General features: G+C 38.7%; 13 protein-coding genes. 1 reads left to right on the top strand and 12 read right to left on the bottom strand.

What is annotated here, in order from left to right:
* Positions 1 to 25 precede the first annotated feature (25 nt).
* The 12 genes from HZB59_03495 to ccsA all read right to left on the bottom strand — a co-directional run bounded on the left by HZB59_03495 (position 26) and on the right by ccsA (position 12,537).
* Positions 26 to 823, bottom strand: coding sequence for an alpha/beta hydrolase (locus HZB59_03495; protein ID MBI5020478.1), 798 nt, complete (start codon positions 821 to 823; stop codon positions 26 to 28).
* Between the two features lie 117 nt (positions 824 to 940).
* Positions 941 to 1,807, bottom strand: coding sequence for a TerC family protein (locus HZB59_03490; GenBank protein ID MBI5020477.1), 867 nt, complete (start codon positions 1,805 to 1,807; stop codon positions 941 to 943).
* A gap of 243 nt (positions 1,808 to 2,050) precedes the next feature.
* Entirely contained in the window at positions 2,051 to 3,466 is a 1,416-nt protein-coding gene (gene hemG / locus HZB59_03485; GenBank protein MBI5020476.1) for a protoporphyrinogen oxidase, read from the bottom strand.
* 44 nt (positions 3,467 to 3,510) lie between these two features.
* Positions 3,511 to 4,491 (bottom strand): ferrochelatase, encoded by a 981-nt coding sequence (gene hemH, locus HZB59_03480; protein MBI5020475.1) that lies wholly within the window; start codon positions 4,489 to 4,491, stop codon positions 3,511 to 3,513.
* A gap of 48 nt (positions 4,492 to 4,539) precedes the next feature.
* Positions 4,540 to 5,223, bottom strand: a complete 684-nt coding sequence (locus HZB59_03475; GenBank protein MBI5020474.1) for a glycosyltransferase family 2 protein — start codon at positions 5,221 to 5,223, stop codon at positions 4,540 to 4,542.
* Positions 5,224 to 5,249: 26 nt separating this feature from the next.
* A complete protein-coding gene (locus HZB59_03470) occupies positions 5,250 to 5,960 on the bottom strand; it encodes a class I SAM-dependent methyltransferase (GenBank protein ID MBI5020473.1) in 711 nt (236 codons plus the stop codon).
* Between the two features lie 6 nt (positions 5,961 to 5,966).
* Positions 5,967 to 7,514, bottom strand: coding sequence for a glycosyltransferase family 39 protein (locus HZB59_03465; protein ID MBI5020472.1), 1,548 nt, complete (start codon positions 7,512 to 7,514; stop codon positions 5,967 to 5,969).
* A gap of 67 nt (positions 7,515 to 7,581) precedes the next feature.
* Positions 7,582 to 8,625: a uroporphyrinogen decarboxylase gene (locus HZB59_03460; GenBank protein ID MBI5020471.1), complete on the bottom strand. Its 1,044-nt coding sequence runs from the start codon at positions 8,623 to 8,625 to the stop codon at positions 7,582 to 7,584.
* 16 nt (positions 8,626 to 8,641) lie between these two features.
* Positions 8,642 to 9,424 (bottom strand): uroporphyrinogen-III synthase, encoded by a 783-nt coding sequence (locus HZB59_03455; protein ID MBI5020470.1) that lies wholly within the window; start codon positions 9,422 to 9,424, stop codon positions 8,642 to 8,644.
* Between the two features lie 3 nt (positions 9,425 to 9,427).
* A complete protein-coding gene (hemC, locus tag HZB59_03450; protein MBI5020469.1) occupies positions 9,428 to 10,366 on the bottom strand; it encodes a hydroxymethylbilane synthase in 939 nt (312 codons plus the stop codon).
* A complete protein-coding gene (locus tag HZB59_03445) occupies positions 10,363 to 11,634 on the bottom strand; it encodes a glutamyl-tRNA reductase (GenBank protein ID MBI5020468.1) in 1,272 nt (423 codons plus the stop codon). The genes hemC and HZB59_03445 overlap by 4 nt, the downstream gene beginning before the upstream one ends.
* A 78-nt stretch (positions 11,635 to 11,712) precedes the next feature.
* On the bottom strand, positions 11,713 to 12,537 hold the full coding sequence (ccsA, locus tag HZB59_03440; protein ID MBI5020467.1) for a cytochrome c biogenesis protein CcsA: 825 nt from the start codon (positions 12,535 to 12,537) through the stop codon (positions 11,713 to 11,715).
* Positions 12,538 to 12,707: 170 nt separating this feature from the next.
* Between ccsA and HZB59_03435 the strand changes: the two genes are divergently transcribed.
* Positions 12,708 to 14,081 (top strand): dipeptidase, encoded by a 1,374-nt coding sequence (locus tag HZB59_03435; protein ID MBI5020466.1) that lies wholly within the window; start codon positions 12,708 to 12,710, stop codon positions 14,079 to 14,081.
* Positions 14,082 to 14,086 lie beyond the last annotated feature (5 nt).

Raw genomic sequence — 14,086 nt, 5'->3', positions numbered from 1 at the left:
TTACAAATTGCCTTGCGAAAAATATTTATTCAATAGATTTTAAAAATTTTTTAAGCTGTTTATTAAATTCATCCGGATTTTCAACGTTCGACATATGAGCGGCATTCGGAATGATATGCAGTGTGGAATCGGTTATTTTTTCTTTCATGGAAATTGAACAGGATGGGGGAGTGAGTTGATCGAACTGTCCGACCATTATCAAAGTCGGTATTTTGATACTCGAAAGGAACGACGTTGAATTCGTGCGACCCGCTAAGGCAATCATCATTCCGGCCATCGCGAGCGAAGAATTTCTTTCGATAATATCATGTAAATTTCTCCACACCTCTGTTTTTTTGTGGACATTACTTTCCGTGAGAACGGTCGGAAGAAACAGGTTGGCAAATTTCTTCATACCGTAAATTTTAATGTTTCTCGCGTTGACGGCACGTTTAATTTTAACTTCATTTGTATCATCTTCACTTCGGGTATCGCATAAAACAAGTCCTTTGAATCGGTCCGGATTTTTTTCTACTGCCCGGAGTGCAATATATCCGCCCATCGATGATCCAACAAGTACCGCTTTGGAGATGTGTAAAATGTCGAGCAGACCGAATAAATCGTCTACGCAATACTCGATTGTATATTGCCCATTGCCAACATCACTTAATCCGTGCCCTCTCACGTCGTATGATAAAACGGCATAATCTTTTTTAAATTCTTCGATCTGCGGTTTCCACATTACTTTGCTGAATGGGAAACCATGAATAAAAATTATCGGTAAACCGGAATTTGGTCCTTCGATTGAATAATCAATACCAAAACCATTGACTTTCACGTACATATTAATTTCTCCTGTTTATCATTTATCAATTCAGAAATTGATGAAGTGTAAAAACAATATGAAAATCGATTTCAATACTATTTAAAACGTTTGAAAAAAACTCCATAGTTATTTCGATTACTCTTTTTTGCCGGGATGGAGTATCGACAAAACAATTGATGCTGAGATGATAATAAATATTGCTGCGAGCGACGATAAAATCGGAATCTGATACCACGGCTCGATTAGCATTTTAACTCCGATGAAGCCGAGCACAACAGAAAGTCCATATTTAAGGTATCGGAATTCCTTCATAAAACCAGCTACTACAAAATAGAGAGAACGCAATCCTAATATTGCAAAAATATTAGAAGTGTATATTATGAATGTATCTTGCGTGATGGCAAATATTGCCGGTATTGAATCTGTTGCGAATGCAATGTCGGTACTTTCTATCATCAGGAGGACAAGAAACAAGGGTGTGGCATATCGCTTTCCGTTCTGATGGACAAAAAACTTTTCTCCGACGTAATCTTTTGTAACGGGAAATATTTTTCGGGCGAGTCGAATCAGCGGATTATGTTCGGGGTGTACTTCAGTTTCGCGCTGAACTGCCAGCTTAATCGCTGTGAATATGAGGAATGCGCCCAGGAGGTAGATTATCCAGTGAAATTGGGAAATCAGTGCCGCACCTGCCACGATGAATATTGCTCTGAAAACGACCGCACTCAGTACCCCCCAGAAAAGTACTTTGTGCTGTGCATGTTTTGGGACGGAAAAATAAGAAAAGATAACAATGAATACAAAAACATTGTCAACAGAAAGAGCTTCTTCCACAACGTATCCTGTGAAGAATTCGAGCGCTTTAATACTGCCTCGCTCATACCATATAAACAAACCAAACAATATCGCGAGAGAAACCCAAACTGCAGTCCACCCCAACGCCTCTTTCATGCTTGGGAAGTGGGCTTTTTTTTGGATGATCCCTAAATCCAATGCCAACATTAATACGATAAAAATATTAAAAAGAAGAAGTACCAGGCTTTCGTTCAAAGGGCTCCTCGGGATAAAATGTTATTGAATATTTCTCTGAAGAATTAAATATTGTTGTTGCTTGATTATAAAAACATCCGAATATAAAATGTTGTCCGGATGATTGATCCGACTATGATGAATTTTGATTAGATCATTAATCGGAGTCCCTATTACTGTTATGTAAATGTACAAATTTTAGATCACAAATGCACGTCAGCTAATATCGATTTTATTTAAGTAATTAACGATTTTTTCGACGGTTTTATCGGAATTAATGAAACAATCTCCAACTGCTATACCGCCGCGATAATTGCCGGTCACGAATGTGCCCCTGAAATTATCTTCAAATCTGGTTATTTTATCGAGTATATTTCCATAACCTAAATTGTACTGCGGTATCGCTTTTTTCCAGCCCACAATTTTACTATAAACCGGTTTGCTCTCAATTTGCATTAAAATTTTTAGATCGTCGAGAACGATTTCGAGTAATTCATCATCATCTAATTCGGTAAGTTCGGGTTGCCGTGAACCGCCGACGAATGTTGTGAGAGCAATATGATTTTTAGGCGAACGGTTCGGGAAGAGTGAAGACGACCAGATTGTACCTAATATTCTTTTTCGTTCAACAGCAGGAACAAGGAAACCGAATCCGCCAAGATTACGATTGACTTGTTCTTTTGCAAACCCAAGAAACACCTCGACAACGGGAGGATAATAAATTGACCTTAGCGCCGATGCTGTTTCTGGATCTATCTTCTCTATTATTGATGCGGTGGCATCGGATGGAGAAGCTAAGACAACAACAGGAGCTTCGAGCGTTGATCTTTCACCTTTTCGAAGAAATGTTACGGTATAAATTGGTCTGTTTCCTACCTTCATCGGGATCACGCTTTCAACAGTCGATTCAGTAATTATCGACTCATCTAGCGCTTCTGAAATTTTTAACGGTAAACTCTGCATACCGTCATAAAATGAAAATAATTTTGCACGGTCTTTTGCAATTTCCTTACGTGCTTTGCGTTCCTTACGAGATCCGATCATTCCTTTAATCAGTCCACCGTATTTTTCTTCGAGTGCATACAATTTAGGAAAAGCATATCGAACCGAAAGTGTCTCGGGATTACCTGCGTATACACCCGCGACAAACGGATTGATTGCGTAATCTAAAAATTCTTTTCCGAGTCTCCGTTCAACAAATTGGGCAATTGTTTCTTCTGAACTGCCTCTTTCTATGAACGGTTCTTTTAACAATCTTAACTTACCGCCGGTGCTCCATAGTTTTGTTCGGATAAATGACAATGGATCCATCGGAACAGCCATCAACGATCCATTCTTAACTATGTACCGTTTGGATGATTGCTCGTTCGCATAGATGAGTTGAGATTCGATTCCCAAATTTTTGATCACTTCGCCGATGAGCGGCGTGGTTTCAAGAGCGCTATTAGGACCCGTTTCAATCAGCCATCCATTATCGTGAACAGTCTTCATTGTGCCGCCAACCACAATATCTTTTTCCAGAATTGTTACATCAATGTTCTGTTTCGAAAGCCGGTATCCGGTAAGCAATCCGGATATTCCACCGCCGATTACGATTACCGAATTATTCAGCTTTGAATTTGCCAGTTGCATTTTGATTCAATTGATTTCAATAATTAAATAAACATATCTAAGATTTAAATCCGTTCCAGCACCAAAGCGGTAAGACATTCTATAAAATCATTATCATTATTCAGTGCCGGCATAATTTCAAATTTATTCGCACCGCTTTCCATCGCGAATCTTCTCATTTCGATTCCGATTTCATGGAGTGTTTCAATATGATCGGTTACGAACGATATTGGAATTATTAGAAAATTCTTTCTGCCACTTGAGGTCAGTTCGGTTATTGTATCATGCAGAGATGGACCAAGCCATTTGATCGGTCCTACTTTACTTTGATAGCCAACTGTATGTGGAGAATTCCATTTACCTTTGTGAACGACGAGTTTCACTGTTTCTAAAACTTGGTCTTGATACGGATCTCCCTTTTTCACATAACTTTCTGGTACACTATGTGCGCTGAATACAAGGTCGATATCTTTCATATCGATATCCACAAAATGCAATAACGCCGTATTAATATGATTTGTGATTGCGTTGATATACGACGGATGGTTATGAAAAGACTCTATCGTTTCTAATTGAATCGGGTTATAATTCAGAAGTGCGCACTGTTTCTTCCATTCCTTCAAACTTGAGAGGGTGGTTGCTTTTGAGTATTGCGGATAAAGCGGAAGTAAAATTATTTTAGAAAATGTATCATGTTTGATTTTGAGTATGACTTCTTCCGTGTTTGGATGCCAGTAGCGCATTGCAATGAAAACTTCTGCATCAGTGTGCTCATTTAAACTTTGCTCCAGCGCGATTGCTTGTGCCCGTGTTAATGCAAGGATGGGAGATCTGCCGCCAATCGCACGGTAATTTTCTCTTACCTTTTTAGATCGGTTTGAGGAGATTTTTCGGGCAATGAAACTACGAGCCAAAAACGCTCCGGGGAAATTTATTATATCGGGATCGGAAAAAAGGTTGAATAAAAACGGTTCAATTGAATCAAGAGAATCGGGTCCGCCAAGCTGAAAGAGAATTACGGCTACTTTATTTTTCGGAGAATCCATAATCGGTTAATTACCAGTCCCTGTTTGTCTGCCTCTATTCCAAATATCTCAATCAATAAATTTATATTTTAGCAATGTCCATATCGCTTCCATTCCATCTTTCCATTTTATCTTTTTACCTTCGTTTTTCGTACGCGGATAATAATGAATCGGTAATTCAACGATTTGCTCACCGCGTTTTAAAACCTTCGCAGTAACCTCAGGGCAGAATTCAAATCTCTCGCATTTAAGATTTATCGATTTTAAAAGTTCAGATTTGAAAACTTTATAGCATGTAGGTTCATCGGTTATTTTTGATCCATATAGAATATTGGTTATCCACGATAAAAACTTTCCACCAATATAAAAACTGAAATAGCTATGATGGTTTCTGATTCCGAGATCGCGAGAGCCGTAGACGACACTCGTTTGTCCTTTGATTATCGGTTTGATAAGGGCGGGATAATCTTCGGGATCGTATTCTAAATCAGCATCCTGAATAATAACAACATCCCCAGTAATATGTTGTATACCGCTTCTGATTGCCCTTCCTTTGCCATAATTTCTGTCATGGAATATTGCTTTAATATTCGGAAATGAGGCATATTTATGGATGATAGCTTTTGTTTCATCATTTGAGCAATCATCAATAATTATAATTTCTTTTTCAATTGGTACATTTAAAACTTTATCCAGAAGAGCACAAAGGGTAGCTTGCTCATTATAAGTGGGGATGATAACTGATAATTTCAAAAAATATTCTCCTTTGTATTTAGTATTTAGGAATGTGATTGCTTTCTGGCTTTGGCAACAATACTGAGCCCGAATGGTGAAAAGAATCGTCTTTCGAGTGGAAGTGTAACAGAAAAAAGTAAATTTGCAAAACCACTTTCTACCTCCGAGGAGCTTTTACCGAGAAGTTTACAGATGATAAGCCATCCAAAAAAACCTAATATATTGAATGAACGAATATGTTCAACGTCAAAACCATTTCGTGTGAGTGCTTTTGAGAGTTGTTTTGATGAATACCTTCTTACGTGTCCGATCCGTTTGTCAAGATCCGAGTAGAGAAACGAATATGCTGGGACTTTTATTACGACAATTCCTCTTTTCTTTAGTATGGCATAAATACCTTGAAGGAATTCATCTTCGTTTTCTATGTGCTCTAATACATCAAGTGAGTATACGGAGTCAAATTGTTGGCTGAAATTTTCGCGAAAGGTTTTAGATAGAATATCAATTTGAACGACTGATAAGCCACGGCTTTGCGCAGTTTTAACGAGAGTTGTGTCACCCTCGAAACACGATACATCATATCCATCGCGCTTAAATTTTTCAGCATAAATGCCTGTACCGCAACCTATGTCAGCGATCGTTTTGCCTTCGATAAAGTTTTTTACCAGCTTATAAGTGTTGTTCAGAAACGAATTGAAACTCACTTCAAGATGTGTGAGCTCTTGTTTCCCATTATAGTCGAGGTTATTTTCCATTGAATCTCAATCAGTTTGATATGAAAGACTATTTCGGAGAAGTAATCCGGTTGCTCCGGTGATCAGACTTAACATTATAACAAGAACTAAAATAATTTTGGTTGAGATACCTGTGTATAATGCATAAGTAAACCAAAAATCCATTGTATGCTGGAGTTTACTTTGATCCTCCACCGGAATAGGTAAACGATCACCCATACGCGTATTGTTGAAGCGCAGAAGCGGGTATTCTCCCGTGATATGCTCATCGAAATTTCGGGTAAGCATTCGCCAATGGCCGATTATCGGAGAATAGTTTGGAATGAAGTGTGCTTTGTGCAAAAATTCGGGATCATCAAAATTTCGCTGGTATGGATATTCTCCAATTTCACGAAGATACACTCCCGGGTAAATTGTTACTCCACCAATTTGAATAATAATTCCTGCAAGAACGAGTAGAAAAAATATTTTCTTCACCAACCTTGTTGCTTGGTTATAATATACTGCAATTGGAAGCATAAGAATGGGAAGAAATGGGACTAAATACCGAGGTCCCCAACTTCCATCACCACCCCATGCAACAAAAATGCTATACAAAAGAAGGTTTATAAAAAAAAGCCCAACTATTAAATTTGCTTCAGGTAAATTGAATCGACGAAAATATTTCCAAGCTGGAATGAAAAGAAACATTATTGGCGCAAACCAAATAATACCTTTACCCGGACTCAATAATAATCCGAATAAACCCACGTAAATTGGTGTATTAAAGGCTATTACATCGGGGTAGCCATTGTCGTAAGGATTTCCGAAACGAAGATAATTATATAAACCTGTTCCTCCAAAACCAATAATTGCAACAGGAATTAAAAATATCAATGCTAGTTTGATTTTTTCAATCGTAATTTTTTTCTGGGATGACGTATCCCAAATGATGAAAAGTAAAAATGGTATGAGGTTAAGCACAAAAACAAGTTTTGTTAAGATTCCATATCCAATAAAAACACCAGCAATGATTAAAGAATGGTTTCTTTTAACTTTTTGTCCGGTGGGGAGGAGATACATAAATCCACCTAGTATGCAAAGAGCAAGAGTTGGTTCTCGCATGAATAGTTTATAATAAGGTAGTATGAATGTACTTAGCGTGAGAATGAGAGACATACTAATGGCGGCGTGGATCTTTAGTCCGAATCTAGTACATAGAGTGAAAAAAAGAACTGCAATCCAAGCACCGATGAATGAATTTGTTAAAGAAACACCGGCGCGTGTAACAATTGATTTCATTGATTCCGGAAGAGAAAGAACAGAAGCAATAGTATTGCTAAGAAAATACATTGGTATTCCAGAGGTAATATTGCCAGCTTCGTACCAGGTGTATGCTTTGCCATCAACAATTGTGCTGTTCGGAGGATTATCGTGATGAATATATAATGTCCCATGTTGAACCAAGCTCTCGATGGTGAGGTACATTGATACTTCGTCGCTGGAAACCAATCTGCCGCCACTTATTAGAATGAGAATACTAAAGATAAAAAGAAATAAGTAAAGCTTGACTTTTTGTAGCGAATGAATATTCATACCTGGTTAATGAAAGATTATTCTTTTTAAATAAGGTGTGTTTTTGAATTAGATTATATGATTTGATTTATTTGTGATATTTTGTGCTTTCTTCCTTTACAGCTCGAACAAATTCTCTCGCATGTTCAACCGGGATATCCGGCAATATGCCATGTCCCAGGTTAAATATGTGTCCATTACCTTTTCCAAATTTTTCTAAAATCATCTTCACTTCTTGACGTATGCGTTCCGGTTTTGTATAGAGAATTGTCGGATCCATATTTCCTTGAAGGGCAGTAAAATTGCCGATTAATTTCCGTGCCACACCGATGTCGTTCGACCAATCCAAACCGACGACGTTACAACCTGTAGCGGCAATTTTTTCCAGAGAATGTCCGCAATCTTTACAAAAAACGATGATCGGTGCACCTTTTGTTTTCGTTTCTTCAATTATTTGCCGGATGTAATATAGCGAAAATTCCTGAAACGCATCCTGCGTGAGGATACCTCCCCATGTATCAAATATCTGAACTGCCTGCGCACCTGCTTCGATCTGAGCGCTTAAATATGCGGCAACCGATTTAGCAAGCTTATCGAGCAATTGATGAGCAATTTTAGGCTCGTTGTAAATAAGTTCCTTGGCGTGACGGAAATTTTTTGAACCATGCCCTTCTACCATGTACGCCGCAAGGGTCCAAGGTGATCCGCTGAATCCGATGAGAGGAACACGATCGGCAAGAGATTTCCGTGTCAATCGCAAAGCATCCATTACGAACTTAAGCTTATCGTTGGGATCCGGGATCTGAATTTTATTAATAGCTTCTTTTGATCTTAGTGGTGAAGGAAATCGTGGCCCACCTTTTCCTTCCTCAACAATCAACTCCATTCCCATCGCTTCGGGGAGGACGAGTATATCGGAAAATATTATTGCGGCATCAACTCCAAGTATGTCGACCGGTTGAATAGTGACCTCGGTCGCGAGTTCAGGTGTTTTGCATAAAGTTAGAAAGTCGGTTTTTGAGCGAACCGCCCGATATTCAGGCAAATACCTGCCCGCCTGACGCATCATCCAGACAGGAGTTCGATTTGTAGGTTGCCGCTTACATGCTTTGAGAAAAATATCGTTGATCATATTGGAAACTTTATTATTATTCGTGAGTATTAAAATAAAGAATTATCGATTCAATCATCGCTTCGATGGAAGGTTTAGCCGGTAAAATGTCCGGCTCTAAATTGAACTCTTCAAGAGCGCCTGCGGTTGCCGGACCAATTACCGCTATCCGCGGTTTTACATTAAAATATTTTTTCCCATTCTCTCCGATTATCCTAAAAAAGTTTTTCACGGTTGATGGACTCGTGAAAGTTACCACGTCAATTTTATTACCATCGAGCATCGCACAGATATTTTTTACATCTACGTCACTCGGCGGTAAAGTTCGATAAACAACAATATCATCAACAGAAGCCCCTAAACTTTTTAAGGTAGCTGGTATCATTTCATTTGCGATGTCACCTTTTGGGAAAAGATAACATTTTCCTTGAAGGTTTTCTTCTTTCATCAATCTGGAAAGATCAAAAGCGGTATGTTTATCGGGAACAGTAATTGAAGATATTCCTCGTTCAACAAGAACCTGCTTAGTTTTTTCACCGACTGCAAATATAGTTTTATTATCGAGTAAGTTTATATTTGTATGAAGATGGTTAATTCGTTCGAAGAAAAACAAAACCCCATTCTGACTTGTGAAAATGATACCATCATACATATACATTCGTTCGATAGCTTTGTCGATCATATCCCAGTCATCTGGCGGATGAATCTCAATTGTGGGAAAACAGACAGCAACACCCCCATTTGCATTAATGAGATCAATAAATTCCGAGGTCTGATTGCTCGCTCTGGTTATTAGGATGGTTTTTCCGGAAAGATTCATGGATTAAGCAGTTCTTATGCTTCCTAAAATCTCTTTACCGCCGCTATCAAAGAGCGATTTGGCGAGTTCATTACCTATCGATTCGCACTCGGTGGGTTCACCATGAATAGTGCCGCGTAAAATTTTCTTGCCGTTTAAACTGCCTATCATTCCATCAAAAACAAGTTTATTCTGTTTAATGCGAGCATAGGCACCGATTGGTACTTGGCATCCACCCTCTAGAGTTCGAAGAAAAGCCCGTTCGGCAAGTGTAGAGTATGTAGTTGCCTCACTAACGAGTGGTGCCAGAATCGATTTTAGCTCGGCATCTTCCGATCGAATTTCTATTCCTAAGGCGCCCTGACCAACTGCCGGCAGTATTTTGTCAGTCGTAATGATTTGTGCGATCCGATTTGAAAATCCAAGTCGCATCACTCCTGCGTTAGCAAGGATCATTCCATCCCAATTGGAAGAATCGAGTTTGGCAAAACGGGTATTTAGATTCCCCCTCAGATCAATAATTTCAAGTTGAGGTTTCCAGTTTAATAGCTGACATTTGCGGCGTAAACTACCCGTAGCAATTTTGCCGTCCGAAGGAACATCATCAAAATTTTTATATTTTTTATCCGGATGAGATATGAAAACATCTCTCACATCTTCGCGTTTTGGAATGGCTCCTATCATTAAACCGGCAGGTAAACTTGTCGGTAAATCTTTTAAGCTATGAACGGCTAAATCAACTCGTTTATCGAGTAAAGCATTTTCAATTTCTTTAGTGAATAATCCTTTGTCTCCGATCTTTGATAGTGGAGAATCTAAGATTTTATCACCGGTGGTTTTAATAATCTCCAATTCGATAGTGATGGAGGGATATAATTTTTGAAGTTCACCTTTTACCCAATCGGCTTGCCAAAGAGCAAGCTGACTTCCTCGTGTGCCAATTCGTAATCTTGAGTGTTTCATTTATCTCCTTTTTTTTCTAAACCGAAAAGATGTCGCAATATATGAACTTTAGTCTGAGTTTCGTGTTTAGAATATTCTTCAGGATTATTTTTTAAATTTACCATAGGTGTATGCAATATTTTATTTACGATACGTTTTGTAAGTATTTCAATCTCCTCGTGTTCTCCGGTCGGGAAATGATGTATATGCTTTTTAACTTCTTCAATCCGGATGTTTTCAAACTGCTCGCGTAGTTGTTGAATTGTCGGAGTTACTTCCAGCGAATCGTACCATGATTTAAATTGGGATAATTCATCTAATATTATCTGTTGAATTTTTGGAATTTCGGCTTTTCGCCGGTCAAGATTTTTATCGATGATTTGATTTAGATCGTCGATGTCGTAAAGAAAAATATTTTCGATCCGGTTTGCGCTATGTTCGATATTTCTGGGAACTCCGATATCGATGATAAACAAAGTTTTATTTCCTCTTTGCTTCATTGCTGCGCGAAGATTTTTTTCGGTTATTATATGATTCGACGATTCCACGGAGCTGATAACTATATCGATATGCTGCAATTCATCGAGAATTTTATCGAAATCGGTAACTTTACCATTTAATTTCGCGGCAAGTTCTTCTGCCCGCGAGCGCGTTCGGTTAGCGATAATGAGATTCCCAAGATTACGGCTTGAGAGATGTTTCGCAGTAAGTTCACCTGTTTCACCGGCGCCTATCAGTAGAGCCGATCGTTTTGTTAACTCTTCAAAAATTTTCGATGCAAGTTCAGCGGCCGCGTAACTTACCGATACGGCGCCTTCTCCGATTTCAGTCTCTGACCGTGACCTTTTACCAACATGAAAAGCTGTATTGAACAGACGATTAATCAATAATCCGGTTGTTTGATGTTCCTGGGATAAATTGAATGCCTCTTTCATTTGATTCAAGATCTGAACATCGCCTAATACCATCGAATCAATTCCCGATGCAACGCCGAATAAATGTTTTACAGCACCTAGTGAAGACAAAGAATAAAAATTTTCAGCGCTAATGCCGTCAGCTTTTTTCTGCTCGGCGAGGATTTCCCATAACGGCTGGCTGCTTAAAAGCTCATCACGAAAAGAATGGTATAGCTCGGTGCGGTTGCATGTAGACACAAGCACAAGTTCTTTGAGATTATTTTGTTGTAAAGTCTCAAGTGCCGATACAATTTCATCGCGGGAAAACCAAAGTTTTTCCCTGATCTCAACAGGAGCTGTGCGATGGTTTATACCGAGACAGTAGATATTCATAAGAACAGTTTAAATATTGATAGATGTATCTTTGCTATCCGTTTCTGCTGAAAAGTGAAAACGGTTCAACCGAATTTTTTAAATAAATTTATGGAAACTGCTGAAGAAAAAATTGATCACGGTCATCGAAAATATTGTAATAATAAATCCGATGAGAGATAATACCATAATTCTTCGCCCTTGCCAACCGACAATTTTTTTTGCCGTCAAACCCGCCGCATAAATTAACCATACTATTATTGTGCTAAGAAGTTTGGGGTCGGCATACGAAAATTTTTCAATCGCTCGTGGCAGCCATACATATCCGATTGATATCGCAATCGTGAGGAATATGAATCCGAAGACCGTTGCGGTAAAACTCATCCTCTCGAGCATTTCAAGATTCGGAAGTCGTTTGTAAATGACAGTAAAATGACTCGATTTAATATCGTGATATAACATTAAATAAAGGAAGCCATAAACAGCCGAGATAGTGATTGCAGCATAACCGATGAGCGCGCTCCCAACATGAATTCCAAGCAGATTGCTTCGTAAAACCTGCGGTATTTCTGTCAACTCTTTAATGAACAGCGATGAGATTAATTGCGAGAAAAATGGAAATATTAAGATGAAATATCCGGTCGATCTGTTCTTGGTCCGAATTTCTATGTAAGCGTAAGCAAGCGTTACAGTAAAGGCGATTAATGAAAAAATCTCGAAAACTGTTGTTACTGGAGGATGATTGTATTGTAAAGTTCTAAAAAATATGTACAATCCGTGGATTATCAATGTAACAAAAATAAATCGTACTTTAAGCGATTCGGCAAGCTTCGAATTTTTATAAAAACTTTTTGCATAAGTCCAGGTTGTGGCGAAATAACAAATGGGGAGAATAATTTCGAGTAAATTAATAAACATAATCATGGTTTTTATCTATTTTGTAACTAAGATAATCAAATATCGATTAATTTTCAAAAAAACCGAAAACCATCTATTTTTCAGCTAATTTATTTAATTTCTTGCATGTACTTGGGGTCTTTCTTATATTGAAGGTAATTCAAACCGAACCTGCAGGTGTTATTATTGGTATATCAATGGAAAAAATTCTTCAATATATAAAAGAGAATCAAGAACAATTTCTCGCAGAACTTAAAACTCTCATCAGTTTTCCCAGTATCAGTAATTCTAAGGATCACCAACCCGATATGATGAGATGCGCAAAATGGTTGAGCGATCATATAGCCGGATTAGGGATGAAAAATGTTCAGATCTTTCATACGCCAGGACATCCTGTCGTTTATGGAGAGTGGCTACAAGCTCCCGGCAAACCAACAGTACTTGTATATGGTCACTACGATGTTCAACCTGTAGAACCACTTGAACTTTGGAAATCGCCACCATTCGAGGGAACTATTCATGATGGAAATATTTATGGGCGCGGTGCGTCGGATGATAAGGGGCAACTATTCACACATTTAAAGGGCATTGAAGCATTTTTGAAGAATAGCGGTTCTTTGCCGGTGAATATAAAAATAATTTTAGAAGGAGAAGAAGAAATAGGGAGTGAACACCTGGAGCCATTTCTTAGAGAACACAAAGACTTGTTGAAAGCAGATTTAGTTCTTATCTCGGATACGTCGATGTTTGCACGCGGGGTTCCATCGGTCTGTTATGGCTTGCGCGGATTAAGTTATATGCAAGTTGATCTGGTTGGTCCGGAGAGAGATTTGCACTCCGGTTCATACGGCGGATCCGTTCATAATTCAATTCAGGCATTGACCGAAATAATTTCGTCACTTCACGATAAGAATGGGAAAATAACAATTCCCGGTTTTTATGACGACGTATTGAAGCTATCGAAAGAAGAACGTGCTGCTTTTAAAAAATTACCATGGAGCGATAAGAAATTTGCCAAAGAGTTGGGCGTGAAAGAATTGTATGGTGAGAAAGGTTTTACCACGATTGAACGTTTATGGGCGCGACCCACACTTGAATGTAACGGCATCTGGGGCGGCTTCACGGGTGAAGGCGCAAAAACTGTTCTTCCTTCTAAAGCATCTGCAAAAATATCGATGCGCCTGGTTCCAAATCAAAAGCCCGCTAAAATTGCAAAGTTATTTGAGAAACATATCAAGAGCCTCACTCCAAAAACCGTAAGAGTATCGGTGAGAAATCTACATGGAGGTGAACCGGCTATTACACTCATTGACAGCCCCGGTGTTAGAACCGCAATATCTGCTTTGGAAAAAGGGTTTGGCAAAAAACCGCTTTATCAGCGCGAGGGTGGATCTATTCCTATCGTGGTTCAGTTTAAAAAAATTCTGGGATCCGATTCTGTTCTACTCGGTTTTGGTTTGCCTGATGAAAACGCCCACTCACCAAACGAATTTCTAAATCTCGATAATTTTTTTGGCGGCATAAGAACGGTTGTGCACTTCTATAATGAATTGCCAAATTTTATGAAGTAAAATTT

The sequence above is a fragment of the Ignavibacteriales bacterium genome (assembly GCA_016214905.1).
GTDB lineage: Bacteria > Bacteroidota > Ignavibacteria > UBA10030 > SZUA-254 > PNNN01.
This window is presented reverse-complemented; position numbering and strand designations above follow the sequence as displayed.

Coding starts and splice junctions, on each gene's coding strand:
- HZB59_03495 (MBI5020478.1), bottom strand. CDS start 823: ATGTACGTGAAAGTCAATGGTTTTGGTATTGATTATTCAATCGAAGGA.
- HZB59_03490 (MBI5020477.1), bottom strand. CDS start 1,807: ATGTTGGCATTGGATTTAGGGATCATCCAAAAAAAAGCCCACTTCCCA.
- hemG (MBI5020476.1), bottom strand. CDS start 3,466: ATGCAACTGGCAAATTCAAAGCTGAATAATTCGGTAATCGTAATCGGC.
- hemH (MBI5020475.1), bottom strand. CDS start 4,491: ATGGATTCTCCGAAAAATAAAGTAGCCGTAATTCTCTTTCAGCTTGGC.
- HZB59_03470 (MBI5020473.1), bottom strand. CDS start 5,960: ATGGAAAATAACCTCGACTATAATGGGAAACAAGAGCTCACACATCTT.
- HZB59_03465 (MBI5020472.1), bottom strand. CDS start 7,514: ATGAATATTCATTCGCTACAAAAAGTCAAGCTTTACTTATTTCTTTTT.
- HZB59_03460 (MBI5020471.1), bottom strand. CDS start 8,625: ATGATCAACGATATTTTTCTCAAAGCATGTAAGCGGCAACCTACAAAT.
- HZB59_03455 (MBI5020470.1), bottom strand. CDS start 9,424: ATGAATCTTTCCGGAAAAACCATCCTAATAACCAGAGCGAGCAATCAG.
- hemC (MBI5020469.1), bottom strand. CDS start 10,366: ATGAAACACTCAAGATTACGAATTGGCACACGAGGAAGTCAGCTTGCT.
- HZB59_03445 (MBI5020468.1), bottom strand. CDS start 11,634: ATGAATATCTACTGTCTCGGTATAAACCATCGCACAGCTCCTGTTGAG.
- ccsA (MBI5020467.1), bottom strand. CDS start 12,537: ATGATTATGTTTATTAATTTACTCGAAATTATTCTCCCCATTTGTTAT.
- HZB59_03435 (MBI5020466.1), top strand. CDS start 12,708: ATGGAAAAAATTCTTCAATATATAAAAGAGAATCAAGAACAATTTCTC.